The organism is Candidatus Aquiluna sp. IMCC13023, from assembly GCF_000257665.1.
Classification (GTDB): Bacteria; Actinomycetota; Actinomycetes; order Actinomycetales; family Microbacteriaceae; genus Aquiluna.
The window spans coordinates 139,864-157,775 of the sequence record NZ_AJKR01000002.1 but is presented as its reverse complement, the minus strand read 5'-3'; the positions used below and the strand labels follow the sequence as shown (position 1 = coordinate 157,775).

The following is a 17,912-nucleotide window of genomic DNA, read 5'->3' as shown; positions in this document are numbered from 1 at the left end:
CCTGGATCTCTCTAGGGCCGGGTTTTTCATTGCCCCAAAGGAGTCTTGAGAATTTCCCTCGCCCTGCAACTCCCCGCTACCTGCCAGCCGGAGTTCAGTTTTCCGAAGCTTTCACTAAATGAAGAAACCCACGATGTCGTGAAAAGCATCGTGGGCCTCAGTGCGCTTGGAGGGTGTCGAATCCATCTAATCTGACCCTAAATCGTCAACCAAACGCTGTGTAACAATTTCGACCCTATCCCTCGAGATTATCTCGGTCAAGTGCTGTAACTCGGGCATGGGCTAGGCGCACAACACAAGACAAGACAGGACAAGACAGGCCTCGAGCTCCAAAGAAGCCTGAAAAGAACTTGTCGAACTGGGAAGAAAAACAGCTGTTGTAGGATTTTAGAATTATGGACAATGACACAGAGATAGAAAAAAAGAGCCTCGTTCCTGCTCGCCTTGTCGAGATTATGGAAGAGGTCTTCCACGTAGTTCTCGGGTTTTTCCTTTTCGGGATCGCTGTCGCAGCACTCATCTACTCGGTTATCAGGGTCTTCACCACCACTCCCTTCTTCCCAACCGGCATGATTCAATCAATCAATGACATTTTGTTCATCATCATTATTTTGGAAATCTTAAGAACCGTCATTGCCCGCTACACCGATGGTGTCTTCCAGCTGCAGAACTTCTTGATTATCGGCATCATCGCTGCGGTGAGGCACATCCTCACCGTCGGTGCCTACATGACCCTGGGCTCAGGCAAGTCCAGAGAAGAATTTGACCGAGCGGTGATTGAGTTGACCATTAGCTCCGGAATAGTTGTTGCGCTGGTGCTGGCCATATTCTTAGCCAAGGTCGCAGAGTCACTGCCCTCAAAAGCACAGGCACTCAAAAAATAGCTCCTAGCTACCTGATCTGCTCCATCCACAACTTGACCATTGCATCCGCATCGACCTTCAAAATAACCGTGCATTCCTTGCCTGCTCTGAAATCGTAAAGCTCGGGCGCCTCTGGGCGAGCATCACAAATTGTTTGTCCTCTTCCAGGGCCCTGAGAAGTATCAACAACCACGTTCATGACGCTGCTCTCTACTAGCTCTGGATGCAGCAGGCTTGCGACGGCACCGTAGTCTCCGAGGCACATCTCAGAACCCAAAGATTGCAACCGGAACTCAATCAAGTCGGCAGCAAAGTTGGCCGAAACGGAGCCGACTTCCCGGAGTGTTTTTACATGTTCTTGGTCAACCTTCAGGTCGTAGAAAACATCAAGGCCATACATCGTCAGACGAAGCCCACTATTAAAAACAATGTGTGCGGCTTCCGGGTCATGCCAAACATTAAACTCTGCCGCAGCAGTCACGTTCCCACCTGAGGCAGAACCGCCCATTAAAACGATTCGTTCGAGCTTTTTGGCAGTTTCAGGGTAAGTGGATATAAAAAGCGCAATGTTTGTAAGCGGCCCAATTGGCACAAGTGCGACCGGGTCTTTGGAGCCCTCAATGAGGTCTCTGATTAGCTCGACTGCGTGCCTGCTGTCTAAGGCCCTTGAACTACCAGGGCTAGAAAGCCCGGCCAGCCCGTCGCCGCCGTGGACGTGGCTTGCGTCGCCGAGATCGCCGGCTGTGCCCATGAGTGGCTCATTGGCACCTGCGGCAACTGGGATGCTGGAGGCTCCAGCCATGTCCAACACCTGAAGCGTGTTTTTGCAGACATTTTTCAGACTGGTGTTCCCGTCGACACAAGTGATACCGAGGACCGTTATCTCAGGATTGCGGGTTGCGTAGAGAATGGCAAAGGCATCATCAACGCCTGTGTCAACATCAAGAATTATGCTTACGGTCAATTTATTTGCGCCTTTTTTGTCGGTCTTGTTGAAGCGTATAGGAGGTCGGCCAGAAGATTCCAAATGCAGACATAGTCAGCGCTTCCGCAGCTTGGCAAGACGGTGGCCCTGGCTTGGTATTTACGCCTTCAGCTTTCCGGCAAAATACTCGCTGCGAGGCTGAAGTACTCTTGTTTCATGAAAAAAACTTCTGGCCCAGGGGGCTTTATGGTTGACACCGAAAAGCGTAAAGCGGAAAACGCTGCGGCACCCAAGGTTGAAAATTTGCTTGGTCGCATTGCAGAGTTGTTTACTAACCACCGTGGGGCACTAATCGGCACAATCGTTTTGGTTCTACTTGGCGCCGGCCTCTCTGTTATCCCACCGCTACTGATTGAGCGCACGTTTAACGAAGGCCTCTTTCCACCGGCTGGGCCACCAAATATGACGGTGCTTGCTCAATTGGTGAGCCTGATGATTGTCATCTTTATTGCTGCGGCAGCCATAGGTGTTTGGCAGACCTACCTAACAGCCAGGGTTGGTAACGAGGTTATGGGGCAGCTTCGTGATCGGCTCTTCTCACACCTGCAGTCCATGGAGTTAGCTTTTTTCACCATGACTAAAACTGGAACCATCCAGTCGCGTTTGCAAAACGACGTTGGTGGCGTGGCAAACGTTTTGAGCAACACTGTTTCTAGCGTGCTGGGCAATACCGTGACCGTGATAGCCGCCTTCGTGGCGATGCTGCTACTTAGTTGGCAGCTGACCTTAGTTGCCGCAGTGATAATGCCTTTGATGGTGATTGCCCAGCGCCGAGTGGGTCAAGTGCGGGCAAAGATTGCCGGTAAGACTCAAGAATCTTTAAGTGAAATGACAGCCATTACCCAAGAGTCGCTTGGGGTTAGCGGAATCTTGCTGGCAAAGAGTTTTGGTCGCCAGCAAATAGAAGTCGATCGCTACGCGGCTGAAAATAAAGTGCAGATTGGCCTGCAGGTTCGACAGACCATGAGCGGCCAGTGGTTTTTTGCCATGGTCCAGATTTTCTTCTCCGCTATTCCGGCAATCATTTATCTAGTTGCCGGTTGGTTGATAACCGAGGGTAGCGTGGTGTCGATTGGAACCGTGGTGGCTTTCACCACCGTTCAGGCAAGATTGCTCTTTCCATTGATTGGACTGATGCGAGTGGTGCTGGACCTACAAACCAGCGAGGCCTTGTTTGCAAGAATCTTTGAATATATCGATCTGACTCCAGCCATCAACGACCCAAAAAATCCAGAAAAACTAAATCCTGAGAACCTTGGGTCTGTGGAGCTTCGCGATGTCACATTTAGCTATCCGGGCTCTGATAATGAGGTGGCGACTCTAAAGAAGGTAAGCATCAAGGTTCAAAAGGGTCAGTATGCAGCTCTAGTGGGGCCTTCGGGTTCTGGTAAAACTACGATCAGCTACTTGATTCCTAGGCTCTATGCCGCCAGCGAGGGTCAGGTGTTGTTTGCAGGAGTTGATGTGCGAGATCTTGCGCAAACCGACTTGATTGATCAGGTTGGAATTGTGAACCAAGAGACCTATCTTTTTCACGCAACCATTCGGGAGAACCTGGCCTATGCCAAACCCGATGCAACCACAGAGGAGATTATTACTGCGGCCAAGGCCGCAAACATTCACGAGACTATTTCTAGCTTCCCGGAAGGCTACGAAACCGTGGTCGGTGAGCGTGGTTACCGACTAAGCGGCGGTGAGAAGCAGCGAATTGCAATTGCACGAGTGCTGCTAAAAGACCCACCGGTTTTGATTCTCGATGAAGCCACAAGCTCAATGGACACCCAAAGCGAGCGCATTGTTCAGGAGACCCTGGATGCTGTTACCCGCAACCGAACCACCATTGCAATTGCTCACCGGCTTTCGACCGTAATCAATGCCGATGTCATCTTTGTTATTAGCGGAGGTGAAGTAGTTGAGCGCGGAACTCACACCGAGCTACTAAAGAACAATGGTCTCTACTCGAAATTAGTCAACGAGCAGTTCAAGAACGCTTAGTCAGATACTCCTAGGGCTGTAGGCGCTGAATCTGCCACTGACTAGGTATGCCAGCTTTATCGATAGTTCTTGAAAAAGCGATTCGATCGTGCATTCGGTTTGAGCGCCCCTTCCAGAATTCGATCCTGGTCGGAACAATGCGATAGCCACCCCAGTAATCAGGTCTCGGCACTTCGTCTTCCTTGAATCGCTCTAGCGCAGCATGGAACTGCGCATCGAGTGCATCGCGGTTTTCGATTGGTTGTGATTGCTGACTGGACCATGCGGCCACTTGAGACTCTTGTGGTCGAGAGTGGAAATACTCATCCGAATCTTGACCCGGCACGGTCTTGGCAACACCCTCTACTAGAACCTGTCGATACATTGAGTACCAGCCAAATACCCCGCTCACCGCAGGGTTTTTATCAATGGCTTGGCCTTTGCGCGAATCAAAATTAGTGAAGAAGAAAAACCCGTGCTCATCAACACCTTTTAGCAACACGGTTCTGGCACTCGGCGTGTTCTGCTCATTGATGGTGCCAAGCACAAATGCGTTTGGCTCATAAATTTTTTCAGCCTCGGCATCAACGAGCCAGATCTTGAACTGCTCGATTGGGTCAGCCAATAAGTCAGTTTCGTCTAGTGCTTCTTTGCCATAGTCTTCGTGTCGGTCGAGAGAGTCCATGAAACAAGAATAAGCGCTTTATCTCAGGCTGTTTCTCAAAATACTGAAGCACTCCCGCATAAACTTATGTCACTCAAACTAGAGGAGTTTGGCCCAATTGAAGCAATTTGATATCACCACCGATGCCGAACAGCTAGTAGGTGAAGTCTTTACTGGATTGCATTCTGGCGGTGGAAGAAGTTCGATTCCAGGTGGCCAGACAGCAGCTAATTTGGCGCTCTCAAATCTTCAACTACGTGGCTATGCCAAAGATCGCTCTGAGGTGCTGCCGTTAGACAGCCGGGGCGCAACGGTTATGTCTCCCTATGTTCGTCACAACATTATTTCGCTCTCGACGCTTTGGGATGTGGCCGGCAAAGCACCGCAGTATGACAGAGATAAGTATCGAGACGAGCTGTTATGGCAGGAATACGCCCGGCATCTCTACGCACGCATCGGCAAGAAGCTATTTAGCAATTTGAGGTTTGAACAAACCTGGGATGCCCCGGGCGATGGTTGGCCCGAAGGAATGGCTTGCGTGGACTTTGCGCTCGATGAGCTACATCAAGATGGTTGGTTAGTGAACCAAACCAGAATGTGGTTGGCCTCTCACTGGAGTGTGCGCAACGGCAAGGGTTGGCTTCACGGACAAGAGCGCATGCACCAAGAACTAATTGATGGCTCCAGAGCTGCGAACTTGCTTGGGTGGCAGTGGACCGTGGGTTCCGGAAACGGAAAGCCCTACGGCTTTGCCCGCTGGCAAGTCCAGAAGCGTGCGCCAGAACTCTGCGGCTCCTGCGCTCTGAAATCCGCCTGCCCAATAGAGAAGTTTCCGGCCGATCGCGAGCTGTCTCCGGTAGCCACTGATCCCTTGCTTAGCTTTGACCCAAGCCCTGAAATAACAACCGGCCCGCGTGTTCCGGTTCAAGTCAACAAACCCGACCTAGTGCTACTCACGATTGAATCCTTGGGAGATAGTGATCCAGCAATGGCTGCTAACCCAGATCTTCCAGTGGCTTTCGTCTTCAACGAGCAAGCGCTAGCCAAATTGCAGCTCTCTTCTAAGCGCATCTATTTTTACCTGGAGACACTTCAAGATCTAGCTACCAGAAGAGACTTATCGGTTTATCTTGGTGACCCAGTTGAATTCGCTAAAGCAAATAAAGTCGCGGTTACTCACGCACCAGTTCCAAGTTTTGGGAAATTCCAAACCCTTGCCGAGGTCCACCCATACCCTTGGCTAAAACTCCCACACTCAGGCTCGGTAAAATCATTCAGCGCCTGGCGGGGGAAACTGCGCTAAATCGCGAGTTCGTTCGATATGACTGCCCCAAGCTCTAGTCGAACCATCAACCCAACCTGACTACTTCGTTGGTAATTCTGACTTAGGACCAGACCTATTTGACTTTCGGAATCCCCAAACCGTGAATGCCGAGAGTAGAACAACCCCAACAATTACCCAGAATGGCCCAACTCCATAGACAAACCTGCTGACATAGCTCTGCAGATCTATGGCCGTTGAGATAACGACGTTTGGCTGCAGGTTGCCGGCTGCCACCTGCAGCTCAAAGACGCCGTAAGCAAATAAGTAGATCGCAACCACAATCAGGAAACCGGCAATCAGCTGCTCCAGTAGTTTCCCTTTGCGCCTTAACCAGGCGATGGCCTTTTGGCTCGATGAGGCCGTAAGAAGAGCAAGCAACAAGACCATGGCACTCATTCCAAACCCATAGGCCGCGAATGTAATGAGGATTTCGACCCAGGAGCTTGACCTGATTGCCGTCGCAGTGACGGCTAAGAATGGTCCGATGGTGCAGGACAGCGATGCCAGAGCATATGTGACGCCATAGCCAACCTGCGAGAGCAGGCTTGACTTCGGTGCAATTGAAGGCCGAAACAGCTTGGTCAACCCCACCGACTTACCAGCAAGAATTGCTACTCCAGTAACTGCTAGTAGCAGCGCAACCGCCAACGTGACCCAGGGCAGGTAGGCCTCAATGGAGCTTGCAAATGGGATGACTAATAGCCCGAAGGCGGTGAAAGTCAAAAGTAACCCTGCGCCCATGCCGAAGCTAAATTTCAGAGCCCGAAGGTAGTTACCTTTTTCATCGGTTGTTTGCTTGAGGATTTGCACCCCAAGGTAGGCAGGCAGCATCGCAAACCCGCAAGGGTTGAACGCGGCCAGCATGCCGGCTAATAAGGAGATGGCCAGCAGCGACTGCATTAGTTTTCCAAAATGCTATCTAGTAGCTGTTGAGCTACTTCTCTGGTTGCGGGTCCTATGTGAAGCTGAGCTGCTCCATCTTGATTCAGAACCACAATCGAGGGCTGCAGAGGTACTTGAAAGTTCGCCCACAACTCACCGTTGGTGTCCGCCAGATGCACTAGCTGGTCGGTACCGGTGCGCTCAACGAAGTCCTGCATTTCACCACGGGTGCCATAGCCGGCAATCCCGATGAATTGAACCTCAGGATTTGCCGTCTGAAGCTCTTTGATGTCAGCAGATTCCTGAGCACAGATCGCGCACCACGGAGTCCAAAACCAGATCAGGGTGTCTTTGCCGGAAAAAGAGCTTGATGCGAATTTCTCACCCGCCACAGTCTGCGCTTCAAATTCAAGCTGGGGCTGATACCCAGACTCCCCCGACGCGCTGGCGCAGCCGGTAAGTCCAAGAATCAGCAACAGAATTGCAGCAGGGAATGCCTTTTTCATGTTCTACTGTCCGATCTTGTTCAGCTTTAGTTTGATGCCCACAAAGACTCCCAAGAAGCTAAACAAAAAGAACACCCAGCCCGAAAGTGCGAAGCCCTGAATGCCAGATAGCAAAACTCCGACGGTGCAGCCAAGGGCCGTGAATGCTCCCCAGCCGAGCATCACTCCACCGAGAAGGGCAGTGGCTCCATTTTTTACATTGATGGATTCGAACTTAAAGCGATTGCCGCTGATTGCCGAGGCAAGTGCTGCCACAAATAGCCCAAGGATTATCCAGCCGTTATTGGTGACGACCTCACCGATAACGCCAATGCAACCTGCCAAGGTGTCCATGCCAGCCAGAGACTCCGGCTTGATGCCGAGCGAACCCGCCAGGTCTTGAGACCAGGAATTCAGCTGTCTTGTCGTGCCCAGCGGCTCAACTCGAAGATAGGCAACAACCCCAACTGATCCGACAATGGTTCCGGTAAGCCAGGGTGACCACCTTTTTCGAACCAGATTTTCACGCAATTGCGCCAGATTAGTTGTTGGTTGTGCAATTCGCTTTTGCTCTTTTGGATCGGAGCGCTTTAGGGCAAAGATGGTGAGGCCCAACAGAACCGCAAGTGTGATCAGAAGCGATCCGGTGTAGCCAAAGTAGTTTGGTAACCAGATTGTTGGCGCATCTTGAATCCCGGCTTCATAGAGGGGGTTCCAGGTAACAAAAGCCACCATGAAACCAATCACTGTCCCGACCAGACCGGTGATTGCTCTGAGGGAGCCTTCTGCTAACCGATAGATGTGTCCCGAGATGCAAGCTCCAGACAAAGCCATACCGATGCCGAACACAAATGCAGCCAGCACCAGTGGCCAACCAACCGGTGCAATGTGAGCTGCTGGTGGCAATGTTCCCTCCGGATTTGGAGTGAAAAGGGCAAACAGGACCGTGTAGCCGATTGATCCAACTGCAAGCGCAGTGTAGATCGAGGTCAAGCCAGAGTTGTAGTTGCGATCAATAGCATCTCGCCAGATGCAGAAAAAACAGAACCTACCTCGTTCAAATGCAACACCCAAGGCCAAACCCATTAGGAGCGACACCGAAGCATCGGATCCAAAGTCTTCCAGCTCACCTATGTAGTTGGCCAAAAGAATCAGCCCAGCTATCAGAGCCAGTGCAACAGCGGAACGGATGCTATCCGCTGTAGTCCAAACCCGCTCCTGGGCGGTTTCGCCCGAGGGCGGGTTTGGCATCACAAATTGTGACATTAGGAAACAGCATTCTCGATTGGAACGTTCTCGGCGTTGCCATACTCTGTCCACGAGCCGTCATAGTTTTTGACATCTTCATAACCAAGAATCTGGGTAAGCGCGAACCATGAAGCACTTGCCAACAGTCCGGTGCCGCAATAGAGAATGACCTCCTTGTCGGCTGTCGCACCAATTGCTTGGTATGCAGCGGCAATCTCTGCCGGTTGAAGGTAGCTAACGTCTTCGTTGAAAAGAGCAAAGGAGAACAAGTTCTCCGCTGAGGCCACGTGGCCATCAAACTTGGCGCCAGAGGTCTCCTCGCCAACGTAGGACTCGAGAGAGCGGTTATCCACAATGATGGAGTTGGTGTCTGGTCCAGCCGAAGCCGTTGCAACCACCTCTTCGATGAAGGCCCTAAGTTCAAGATTTGCTTCGGTTGGCACAAAGTCACCTAGTTCAACAGTTGGTTGTGCGAGGGAGACCTGCTTGCCCTCTGCCTGCCACTTTGACCATCCGCCATCCAAGAGTCGAACATTATTGAAGCCATAAATCTTGAGCACCCAGACTGCCCAAGTCGCAAACAGCTGATGGGTTTCGCCATAGACAATGACCTTTGAATCCTGATTGATTCCTAGCGATGACGTAATTGCTTGGAAGCTTGCTGCGTCGATGATTCCTCTGCTCTCACCGCCGGTGAGACCCGAGTACCAGTCGAGCTTTTGAGCTTCAGGAATGTGGCCGCGCTCGTATAGCCCCTCTTCGTTAGCAATTTGAAGGACCACCAAGTCTGGATCATCAAGGTTTTGCTCTAGCCAGTCGGTTGAAACCAATCCCTCAGTTGTGGTCACGGTGGTAACTCCGGGATCAAATAGAGCAGCCTCTGCTTCAACTTTATTTCCGGACGAATCTGGGCCAGAGCCTGCTTCCGCGCAGCCAACTAGGGACACTGCCAACAGAGAAGCTGCACCGATAGTCGAGAATTTTCTAATGCCTTTGATCATGGATATTCCTGTTCCTCTGTTGGTTGTCTGAATGAGATAAATCAAAGCTAAGGTCTGCTGTCGCAAGGTCAAAGTGAGCGAGTAACAAACGGCAACATTCACCCGTTTTCTTATGACCGCTCTTCACAGCAGTGCCTGTAGTTGTGACTCAAGAGACCGCTCTGTCTACTAAAAACTATACAGGTCTGTCTGCCACTGTCAAGTATGGATATTTCACCGTATCCCCCTGCCGAGGCCAAGGAACTGCTGTTATTGCAGGTGATGGAGAGCGCCGGTAGGTCACTAGCAACAATCACGAAACACCCGTCTGCGATCTACAAAGTTGTCGTTAGCCGGCACGCCACATCTTTGAGTGCAGGTCAGCTCTGCTCTTGTTGTCTTACAGGACAAATTACGGAACCATATGAGCAGTAAACACAACAGTCCCCGGTCTTAGGGGTGACTCTAAAGGAGCAAGAAACACAGATCCAGGCGTGTTGGCACCACTGTGTTGGCATCTCATGAGTTTCTATCTGACCACAGTTGGGGCAGGTTAACTCGCTGAATAGCTCCATCTATACACTCTTTCAAGAGTCAACAATCGCTTACGCGAGAAACACCGCAACCGAGTCACTAGTGTCTGGTGACTCGGTTGATTCGGCGCTTGAGGTTACGACCTTCGGTTCTCAATTGAAAACCGCTCGAGTGGGGTCTTTTTGCGAAGCCGGGGCCACAGTCACGCAACAGGATCTTGAGCAATGGTGCTGCAACAGTCGAAGTGGGGCTTCTACCCAAGCATATTCCAATTCTGCTAGCTAATTAGCGACGCTAGCTTGACTGGGTCATGCCCGGTCCAGTGCTCGTCTCCGGCAACAACGACAGGAGTCCCTTGATAGCCAAGGGCGTCAAACTCACGACGACCTTCAGCATCCTCGCGAATATTTTTGTCAGTAAATTTGACGTGATTTGTAACCAAATATGCCTTAGTTGCCTCGCATGAACTGCAGCCAGGCTGGCTGTAAACAGTAACCATTTTTCTTCCTTCTCTTTCTATTTAGTGATTATCTTTTTTGCAACAAAGGCCATAATTAGGCCGTAAATAACGTGGCCCATTAGGGACAAAAGCGTCGTGGCGTCAAGGGCAAACAGCACCTGACCAAACATCAATGGCATGGCGATTAGCACTCCCATTACCCACCAAGCAACGGCGTAAGCCATGCTCCATAGAACGGTCGCGCCATTGGATTTGAAGGCTACGTTTCCGATAACCAGAATAAAACCAATGCGTGTTGCAATCGACATCATCAAATGAATAACTAGGCCTAAGATTCTCCAAATAGGCCAGCTGTGAGCTTATTTTTGATCGACATTTTTGCTTCCTTTGCTGATAGACAGGTCTGTCTACTGCGTCTACCATACAGACTTGTCTGGTAATGTCAAGCAATGGAAAATAAGTCGATTGTTTCTGCCAAAAACCGCATCCTGAATACGGCCTCCGCTCTGTTTTATAAACGCGGCATAAATAACACTGGAATCGATCGAATTATCGCTGATGCTGGCGTAGCCAAGGCGACCATGTACAACAACTTTGCGAGCAAAGAGGAAATTGTCGTGACTTACTTGCGCAGAATTCGTGAACAATTTGCCGAAGCCCTTGAGCAACTCGACCCAGAAGCGAAGAAGTCCGTTGAAGCACCGTTTTCACTGCTCAAACTGACTTTAGAAAATGGCGAATTCTATGGTTGCCCATTTTCCAATGCACTTGTAGAAATGCCTGAATCCAAGGCGGTTCGTGATGAGGTCGATCTCTACCGTGGACTGATCATGAACTATTTCGCATCCTCAGTAAAGGGTGACCAAAAAAAGGTTTCAAAGTTGATGCTCGTTTATGACGGAGCATTCCTTAATTGCAAACTGAGCCCAAGCGAGGCGTCCGTAGAAAGCGCTATCGAACTAGCAAGATTAATCGCGGGCCCTGGACATTAGGCCATCTAGCCAGTGGTTCTAGGACGCTCTCGAGATACAAACCACTCGGTCATGGCCCCTAGTTCCCATTGCCCTAATGAGCCCAAAGCCCGGTGAGGCGAATACCAAATATATTTAGAAGCCCAAGAAGTTGTGAAGGCTTCTTTGGTTTCAGTGTGCTTGGAGGGACTCGAACCCCCAACCTTCTGATCCGTAGTTATGTTGCAGTACGTCTAAATGGAGGGCCAGTGGCACTGTATCCCAGTATTTTATTGGTCAAGTCACCCTGTGCAGATATGCCCATTCCTGCCCCTTTCCGCCCGTTGAACGGAATCTAAACGGAATGCAGTTGAGAAGCTCCAAGACAACTAGCCACTTATCGGCGAGCTCACTGTTACCAAAAGTTGTTGCCAAGAGCTGACATCACCGACAAATAGAGGAAATGAAGAAACCCAAGATGTCGTGAAAGACATCTTGGGTTTCTTTGCACTTGAAAGAGGTCGAACTTCCGACCGCCTGTTGCGCGGACTGTCTGCCGAAGCTAACTACCTGGTGAGCACCTTCTTTGCTAGCAGTCTCTCTCCGTCAATAAATAGGTCAACTTTGACTTCCAATCCAACTGCGATTGTCTTTCTTTGGAACACCTGGTAGTCCTCGGTGAGAATAGTACTGAACCACTTACCAGCGATCTTCCAAACCAGTGTTTGCCCTTTGTAGCCCTTGGCATAAACAGCAACATAAGTATTGAAGGATCCTGCATTTACTTTTTGGTTTGTAGCAGCCTTGACCTCACCGGCAACAACTTGGGCCACACCTCCAGCCAGCAAAGTCGCGTCATCCGTCGTAAGCGAAATTGTGTAGTCTCCAACGGCTAGGCCCGCAGGCACGGTGACAGTAACGGAGGTTGTGGTCCTGGCAGTGATCGGAGCGACTGTGCCTCCAATTTTTACTTCAGTAATTCGATCCATGTTCGTACCTTTGATCACCAGAGTTGCACCTGCATTGGTGTCTCCAGATACAGGAGTAGCTGTTGGAGGAGCCAAGGCCACAACTTTGGCCACACCTCCGGCCAGCAAAGTCGCTTCATCTGTTGTAAGCGAAATTGTGTAGTCTCCAACGGCTAGGCCCGCAGGCACGGTGACCGTAACGGAGGTTGTGGTCCTGGCAGTGATCGGAGCGACTGTGCCTCCAATTTTTACTTCAGTAATTCGATCCATGTTCGTACCCTTGATCACCAGAGTTGCACCGGCATTGGTTTCTCCGGTGACCGGAGTAACTGTTGGAAGAGTCGTGTCTTCGGCTCTAACAATTGTTAGGCCGTTCCATGTGGTCGCTTCGCCGAAGCCGGTGGCAGCAGAACCAATGTTCGCCACCGCATCAGCACCTACATTGCCGAAGGCTCTGCTGCCAACAGACCCCGGTGCATTGCCCTCAAAGGTCACGGAGGCCAGTGACGTGGCGTTTTCGAACGCTTCTTCGCCGATTGAAGTGACGCTGTCCGGGATGGTTATTGAGGTTAGTGAGGTGGCGCCGGAGAACGCACCTACGCCGATTGAAATGACGCTGTCCGGGATGGTTATTGAGGTTAGTGAGGTGGCGTTTACGAACGCAGCGTCGCCGATTGAAATGACGCTGTCCGGGATGGTTATTGAGGTTAGTGAGGTGGCGTTTACGAACGCAGCGTCGCCGATTGAAGTGAGCACACTGCCGGCCTCAAAGGTCACCGAAGTTAGTGCGGTGGCGTTGGAGAAAGCAAAGTTGCCGATTGAAGTGACGCTGTTCGGGATTATTGCTGTCCCCGCGCAGTCTGTGCTTCCAGTAACCACATTGTCCGTGATTGTGAACGAGCCGCCCGCGCTACAGTCCACAGAACTGATTTCTGCAGCTTGAACAATTGTTAGGCCGTTCCATGTGGTCGCTTCGCCGAAGCCGGTGGCAGCAGAACCAATGTTCGCCACCGCATCATTGCCTACTGAACTGAAGGCGTCAGTGCCAACAGTCGTTGGTGCTTTCCCTTCAAAGGTCACCGAGGTTAGTGAGGTGCAGTTTTTGAACGCTTCTTGTCCGATTGAAGTCACGCTGTTTGGGATGGTTATTGACCCAAGTTTGGTGACGCCGTAGAACGCTTCTTGTCCGATTGACTTCAGCTCACTGCCAGTCTCAAAGGTAACCGAGGTTAGTGAGGTGGCGTTTTTGAACGCATAGTTCCCGATTGAGGTGACGCTGTTTGGGATGGTTATTGACCCGAGTTTGGTGGCGTTTTCGAACGCACGCATGCCGATTGACTTCAGCTCACTGCCAGTCTCAAAGGTAAGCGAGGTTAGTGAGGTGGCTTTGTAGAACGCAAAGTCGCCGATTGAAGTCACGCTGTTTGGGATGATTATTGATCCTAGTTTGGTGACGCCGTAGAACGCAGCTTTTCCGATTGACTTCAGCTCACTGCCAGTCTCAAAGGTAACCGAGGTTAGTGAGGTGGAGTCTTCGAACGCATAGTTCCCGATTGAGGTGACGCTGTTTGGGATGGTTATTGACCCAAGTTTGGTGGCGTTTTCGAACGCACCAGCGCCAATTGATCGTAGAGCACTTCCAGCTGCGAAAGTTACTGTGTTAAGAGACGAGTTGTTGTAGAACGCATAGTTCCCGATTGAGGTGACGCTGTTTGGGATGGTTATCGAATCCAAGTTTGTCCATTCGAACGCACCAGCGCCAATTGATCGTAGAGCACTTCCAGCTGCGAAAGTTACTGTCGCAAGAAAAGGGGACAACATGAACGCCCGGGCTTCGATTGAAGTGACGCGGCCTGGGATGGTTATTGATGTCAACGAATCGGCGCGATAAAACGCACCGGCGCCGATTGATCGTAGAGCACTTCCAGCTGCGAAAGTTACTGTCTTAAGACCCGCGTTGCGGTAGAACGCATATTTTTCGATTGAAGTGACGCTGTTTGGGATGGTTACCGTTACTAACCTCACGGCTCCTGCAAACGCCGATTCTTCGATTGAAGTGACGCTGTTTGGGATGGTTATTGAGGTCAGAAAGATGGCGTCATCGAACGCATTTCTTCCGATCGAAGTGACGGTTTCCGGGATTACTGCCGCCCCTTCGCAACTTGAGTTTCCGGTAACCACATTTTCCGTGACCGTGAACGTGCCTCTTATGCTGCAGTCAATAGGCCCCTGTGCGAAGCCTCTAACAAGCGTTAGGCCCTTCCACGTAGTCCCCGAACCGAACCCTTCGGCACTACCACCAATGTTCACAACTGCATCAGCAGAAACCTGAGAGAAGACTTCAGTGCCAACAGTCCCTGGTGCATTGCCTGCGAAAGTTACTGTTTTAAGAGAAGTTGATCTAGTGAACGCATAGTTCCCGATTGAAGTCACGCTGCTTGGGATGGTTATTGATCGTAGAGCGGTGCGGTCGAAGGCAAACGCGCCAATTGATTTTAGAGAACTTCCAGCTGCAAAAGTTACTGTCTCGAGACCAGCTCGATCGAAGGCAAAGGATTCGATTGTTCTAAGGCTGTTTGGGAAGGTTATTGAGGTTAACGATTTGGCATTTAGGAACGAGGCGATGTTAGTTATGCCGTTCGGGATCTCTGCATGCCCCGCACAACTAGTGCCACGATAGACCCCATCACCGATGATCTCGAACGAGCCGCCGGCTGAGCAGGGCACGATATTAGCAGCCCACGCTGGCGGTGCAACTAGGGTTGCGCCCAGTAAGGCCAGCACAGCGATTAGTGACAATTTCTTCGATTTCAGCAACATAAGAGCTCCCTTTAAGTAACTAATTAATGCGAATTTAGGGCTCAACTGACTGAATAAACAATTAGGTGGAGGTTTACCCCACGTTCAAGGTGCGATTTGTCAAAAAACGGCCGATACTAAAGCTATGTCCCTAGCAAACGTTCTGATAGTCGAAGACGACAGCTACCTGCGCTCTTTGTCTTTGGTCTCCTTTGAATCAGCCGGTTTGCACGTGGTTGTCGCCACATCACGGGCTGGGGAGGCAATTGAAGCGGTAAAGAATGAACTGGTTGATGTGGCTGTGTTGGACCTATACCTAGGTCCTGGCCCCACCGGCATTGACATTGCCGTCTCGCTGCGAGCAATAAACCCGCAGATTGGCCTAATTTTTCTCACCAGCTTTTCAGATCCTCGTCTGTTGGAGTCTCAATCCGAGCTTCCAGCCGGGTCCATATATCTAACAAAATCGAAGATTTCAGGAGTTCGTGAGATAGTGACGGCTATTTTGCGATCCAAGCACGCGCCACTGTCAATCAAACGAGACCAGGTTGACGAACGCACTCTCACGGATAATCAAATGCGTGTCTGGCGCCTAGTTTCCCAAGGTATGAAGAATTCAAAAATTGCCGAAACCCTTGATGTTTCTGAAAGCGCCGTTGAGCACGTAATAAAAAGAATCGCTTCGCAATTAGACATTGAACTGGACCCAACCATCAACCTTCGGGTTCAACTGGTTAGAGAGTTCTCGCATCGCACCGGACAGCAGCTTCCGGAGACACAGTGACCTGGTTATCAATAAGGGTCGACCTAAGCCTTCGAGGCTTCCTGCTATTTGCAATCATGCCGATACTTGCAACGCCTCTTGCCTACGTGCCAAGCGCTGCGGAAATCCCAACCGGCATTGGGTTTGGTGTGTTGCAGGTCGGAGTACTAGGGCTAGTTACCCTCGTTGCGATAAAAATGCTTGCGCTGACCGGTCACCGATTGTCATTAATACAGCTTGCTGTCTTTGGGCTGTTTATCGGCAGCGTTCGGGGGGTTTTGATGGTTATCTTCGACGGACCTTTCGGGCTTGTCGATCCCGTGGATATGGCCAGTCGACTTTTGAGCTCCGCACTATTTACTGGCTTTTGGTTTAGTGCCGCGACCTACCTAGTTCATGAGGGTGCGGCCTTCAATACCAAATATAGGGCACTCAGAAACCAAGTTGCAGCCGGCGCTCCTAGAAATATTGATCCACTTTCACCGGCAACCCCAAACCAGCTGGCAATGGACGAACTCACTCGCGTCCTGCAGTCACTTGGGAAGTTAGTAAATGGACGGGATGCAACCGCAGATAATCTCAGCATGGCGGCTAAGGCCGTTCGCACCGAGTCTGAACAATTCGTCAGGCCGATGAGCCACAAAATCTGGATGGACAGCAGAGTAAGTGCTCCTAAGGCAAGGTTCTCCGAGGTTTCGAAACAGGCAATCATTGACCTGGACTACTCGCTTGGGCGAGTCCTTGCGATCGAGGCCATGTTTTTATTAGGCCTAATTTCTGTCTTTAGCATCGAGCGGGTATTGCTAGCCAGCCTCGTCCTTCCTCTCGTCGCCCTATTTTCGATTGCCTTCCGGCCAAAAAACCAAGATCGAGCTCCTTCCAGGGCCGCACTATTCAACATTGTCTTTCTGGTTGCAATTTCAACCATTCCGATTTTCGTGGACGACCTACTGGTGCAATTGGCTGGCTACACGTCTGCCTTGTTCCCCATGAACCCGTTTACCCTTGTCGCTCCGCTTTGGCTGGGCGTCACGATCGTCTTTGATGCCAGCCTGGCTGTCTTGCGCAAGAGCAGGGTGGCACTTGTTGAGGAACTAGAGAAACAAAATGCTAGCGCTCCCGTGACTGGTGATGAAAATCTTGCAGGATTCATTCACAACTCACTGCAATCCGAATTGACAGTTCTCTCTCTGCAGCTGCAGGCCGCCTCGGAATCCCAAAACCCAACCGACGCCAAGGCTGCCTGGGAACAGCTGGGGGCTTGGATCAACAAGTCTGTCAGCGAAGACTTTGAAAACTCCACGCTTGACCCGGCGTCAAGAGCCTTTGGTTCAATTGCTGCATGGCGCGGGATAGCTGACGTGGAGATAAACTTCAGCCCCGAGACTTTCAGCCGACACTCGATGGCCCCCTTGCTCGTTCAGGTGATTGAAGAATCAATTTCGAACTCTGTTAGGCACCTGCAAGCCACCAAAATCACATTCCACTTTGCCCCGAGCAATGCCGACCAGCTCATAATCGAAACCAATGGGCGACTGTCTGCGACACCCACTAATGGAATCGGCGCATCTTGGCTAAATTCAATCTCACTCAATCCCCCAGAACTAGTTGAGACTGCGACTGGCACCAGATCGATTATTGATCTTTAGCAAGGCACTGCGCGAACCCAAGTATCGGCATGAAGCCCAAAGCCAAAAACTCACAGCAAAACCTAACGAGAACAAATAACCCAAGATGCCGTGAAGTGCATCCCGAGATTGATTGCGCATGGAGGGCATCGAGCCCCCGCCTTTCTAAGCTGCGACTGCGTGAATAACAAGTTATTCAACAGGGGCTAAACAAGGGTTTTCAGAGAGAGCCTGAGCGAGGACCCTTGATAGCCTTGTGATGTGAACGCGATAGATGTAGTGCGGTGGCAAAACTTGTTCGCCCATCGCGGCTTGAATTGGACGGCAGCACTGAGCCTTGTTTGCACTCTTATAGTGCTCGTGTTGTATGCCGCTGACCCGCGAGAACTTCTTGGGGTGCCCCTG

At 50.9% G+C, this 17,912-nt stretch carries 16 protein-coding genes; 6 read left to right on the top strand and 10 right to left on the bottom strand.

The window, feature by feature from the left end; genetic code table 11:
• Nucleotides 1–395: 395 nt before the first annotated feature.
• Nucleotides 396–884, top strand: a complete 489-nt coding sequence (locus IMCC13023_RS01730) for a phosphate-starvation-inducible PsiE family protein (RefSeq protein ID WP_007540609.1) — start codon at nucleotides 396–398, stop codon at nucleotides 882–884.
• A 7-nt stretch (nucleotides 885–891) separates the two neighbouring features.
• Here the strand turns inward: IMCC13023_RS01730 and IMCC13023_RS01725 are convergent, their stop codons facing one another.
• On the bottom strand, nucleotides 892–1,827 hold the full coding sequence (locus IMCC13023_RS01725) for a nucleoside hydrolase (protein ID WP_007540608.1): 936 nt from the start codon (nucleotides 1,825–1,827) through the stop codon (nucleotides 892–894).
• 207 nt (nucleotides 1,828–2,034) lie between these two features.
• Between IMCC13023_RS01725 and IMCC13023_RS01720 the strand changes: the two genes are divergently transcribed.
• Nucleotides 2,035–3,843, top strand: a complete 1,809-nt coding sequence (locus IMCC13023_RS01720) for an ABC transporter ATP-binding protein (RefSeq protein ID WP_249859681.1) — start codon at nucleotides 2,035–2,037, stop codon at nucleotides 3,841–3,843.
• 10 nt (nucleotides 3,844–3,853) lie between these two features.
• Here the strand turns inward: IMCC13023_RS01720 and pdxH are convergent, their stop codons facing one another.
• Nucleotides 3,854–4,507: a pyridoxamine 5'-phosphate oxidase gene (pdxH, locus tag IMCC13023_RS01715; RefSeq protein ID WP_007540606.1), complete on the bottom strand. Its 654-nt coding sequence runs from the start codon at nucleotides 4,505–4,507 to the stop codon at nucleotides 3,854–3,856.
• A 97-nt stretch (nucleotides 4,508–4,604) separates the two neighbouring features.
• Here pdxH and IMCC13023_RS01710 point away from each other — a divergent pair, with 97 nt between their 5' ends.
• Nucleotides 4,605–5,789, top strand: coding sequence for an FAD-binding domain-containing protein (locus IMCC13023_RS01710; RefSeq protein WP_007540604.1), 1,185 nt, complete (start codon nucleotides 4,605–4,607; stop codon nucleotides 5,787–5,789).
• A 60-nt stretch (nucleotides 5,790–5,849) separates the two neighbouring features.
• Here the strand turns inward: IMCC13023_RS01710 and IMCC13023_RS01705 are convergent, their stop codons facing one another.
• From IMCC13023_RS01705 to IMCC13023_RS01675, 7 genes are all read right to left on the bottom strand, one after another.
• The gene (locus IMCC13023_RS01705) at nucleotides 5,850–6,710 is read right to left on the bottom strand and encodes a cytochrome c biogenesis CcdA family protein (RefSeq protein ID WP_007540602.1); all 861 of its coding nucleotides are present in this window, start codon (nucleotides 6,708–6,710) and stop codon (nucleotides 5,850–5,852) included.
• On the bottom strand, nucleotides 6,710–7,198 hold the full coding sequence (locus IMCC13023_RS01700; RefSeq protein WP_007540601.1) for a TlpA family protein disulfide reductase: 489 nt from the start codon (nucleotides 7,196–7,198) through the stop codon (nucleotides 6,710–6,712). Before IMCC13023_RS01700 ends, IMCC13023_RS01705 begins: the two co-directional genes overlap by 1 nt.
• A gap of 3 nt (nucleotides 7,199–7,201) precedes the next feature.
• A complete protein-coding gene (locus IMCC13023_RS01695; RefSeq protein WP_007540599.1) occupies nucleotides 7,202–8,443 on the bottom strand; it encodes a YeeE/YedE family protein in 1,242 nt (413 codons plus the stop codon).
• Complete coding sequence (locus IMCC13023_RS01690; protein WP_157775953.1) at nucleotides 8,443–9,426, bottom strand: sulfurtransferase; 984 nt, start codon at nucleotides 9,424–9,426, stop codon at nucleotides 8,443–8,445. Before IMCC13023_RS01690 ends, IMCC13023_RS01695 begins: the two co-directional genes overlap by 1 nt.
• A gap of 359 nt (nucleotides 9,427–9,785) precedes the next feature.
• The gene (locus IMCC13023_RS07425) at nucleotides 9,786–9,980 is read right to left on the bottom strand and encodes a GDCCVxC domain-containing (seleno)protein (RefSeq protein WP_081478824.1); all 195 of its coding nucleotides are present in this window, start codon (nucleotides 9,978–9,980) and stop codon (nucleotides 9,786–9,788) included.
• A 236-nt stretch (nucleotides 9,981–10,216) separates the two neighbouring features.
• Complete coding sequence (locus IMCC13023_RS01680; RefSeq protein WP_007540596.1) at nucleotides 10,217–10,438, bottom strand: glutaredoxin family protein; 222 nt, start codon at nucleotides 10,436–10,438, stop codon at nucleotides 10,217–10,219.
• A 17-nt stretch (nucleotides 10,439–10,455) separates the two neighbouring features.
• Complete coding sequence (locus IMCC13023_RS01675) at nucleotides 10,456–10,707, bottom strand: hypothetical protein (RefSeq protein ID WP_157775952.1); 252 nt, start codon at nucleotides 10,705–10,707, stop codon at nucleotides 10,456–10,458.
• Between the two features lie 141 nt (nucleotides 10,708–10,848).
• Here IMCC13023_RS01675 and IMCC13023_RS01670 point away from each other — a divergent pair, with 141 nt between their 5' ends.
• On the top strand, nucleotides 10,849–11,391 hold the full coding sequence (locus IMCC13023_RS01670) for a TetR/AcrR family transcriptional regulator (protein ID WP_007540592.1): 543 nt from the start codon (nucleotides 10,849–10,851) through the stop codon (nucleotides 11,389–11,391).
• A gap of 524 nt (nucleotides 11,392–11,915) precedes the next feature.
• On the opposite strand, the gene IMCC13023_RS06955 is transcribed toward IMCC13023_RS01670, so the two are convergent.
• The gene (locus IMCC13023_RS06955; protein ID WP_050816704.1) at nucleotides 11,916–15,137 is read right to left on the bottom strand and encodes a leucine-rich repeat domain-containing protein; all 3,222 of its coding nucleotides are present in this window, start codon (nucleotides 15,135–15,137) and stop codon (nucleotides 11,916–11,918) included.
• 124 nt (nucleotides 15,138–15,261) lie between these two features.
• On the opposite strand from IMCC13023_RS06955, the gene IMCC13023_RS01660 reads away from it, so the two are divergent.
• The gene (locus tag IMCC13023_RS01660) at nucleotides 15,262–15,900 is read left to right on the top strand and encodes a response regulator transcription factor (RefSeq protein WP_007540585.1); all 639 of its coding nucleotides are present in this window, start codon (nucleotides 15,262–15,264) and stop codon (nucleotides 15,898–15,900) included.
• A complete protein-coding gene (locus tag IMCC13023_RS01655) occupies nucleotides 15,897–17,528 on the top strand; it encodes a sensor histidine kinase (protein WP_007540583.1) in 1,632 nt (543 codons plus the stop codon). Before IMCC13023_RS01660 ends, IMCC13023_RS01655 begins: the two co-directional genes overlap by 4 nt.
• Nucleotides 17,529–17,912: the final 384 nt, after the last annotated feature.

Bases quoted from the DNA above. Each gene is read 5' to 3' on its own strand.
- IMCC13023_RS01730 (WP_007540609.1), top strand. From the start codon at position 396: ATGGACAATGACACAGAGATAGAAAAAAAGAGCCTCGTTCCTGCTCGC.
- IMCC13023_RS01675 (WP_157775952.1), bottom strand. From the start codon at position 10,707: ATGTCGATTGCAACACGCATTGGTTTTATTCTGGTTATCGGAAACGTA.
- IMCC13023_RS01705 (WP_007540602.1), bottom strand. From the start codon at position 6,710: ATGCAGTCGCTGCTGGCCATCTCCTTATTAGCCGGCATGCTGGCCGCG.
- IMCC13023_RS01695 (WP_007540599.1), bottom strand. From the start codon at position 8,443: ATGTCACAATTTGTGATGCCAAACCCGCCCTCGGGCGAAACCGCCCAG.
- IMCC13023_RS01660 (WP_007540585.1), top strand. From the start codon at position 15,262: ATGTCCCTAGCAAACGTTCTGATAGTCGAAGACGACAGCTACCTGCGC.
- IMCC13023_RS01720 (WP_249859681.1), top strand. From the start codon at position 2,035: ATGGTTGACACCGAAAAGCGTAAAGCGGAAAACGCTGCGGCACCCAAG.
- IMCC13023_RS01700 (WP_007540601.1), bottom strand. From the start codon at position 7,198: ATGAAAAAGGCATTCCCTGCTGCAATTCTGTTGCTGATTCTTGGACTT.
- pdxH (WP_007540606.1), bottom strand. From the start codon at position 4,507: ATGGACTCTCTCGACCGACACGAAGACTATGGCAAAGAAGCACTAGAC.
- IMCC13023_RS06955 (WP_050816704.1), bottom strand. From the start codon at position 15,137: ATGTTGCTGAAATCGAAGAAATTGTCACTAATCGCTGTGCTGGCCTTA.
- IMCC13023_RS01680 (WP_007540596.1), bottom strand. From the start codon at position 10,438: ATGGTTACTGTTTACAGCCAGCCTGGCTGCAGTTCATGCGAGGCAACT.
- IMCC13023_RS07425 (WP_081478824.1), bottom strand. From the start codon at position 9,980: ATGGAGCTATTCAGCGAGTTAACCTGCCCCAACTGTGGTCAGATAGAA.
- IMCC13023_RS01690 (WP_157775953.1), bottom strand. From the start codon at position 9,426: ATGATCAAAGGCATTAGAAAATTCTCGACTATCGGTGCAGCTTCTCTG.
- IMCC13023_RS01670 (WP_007540592.1), top strand. From the start codon at position 10,849: ATGGAAAATAAGTCGATTGTTTCTGCCAAAAACCGCATCCTGAATACG.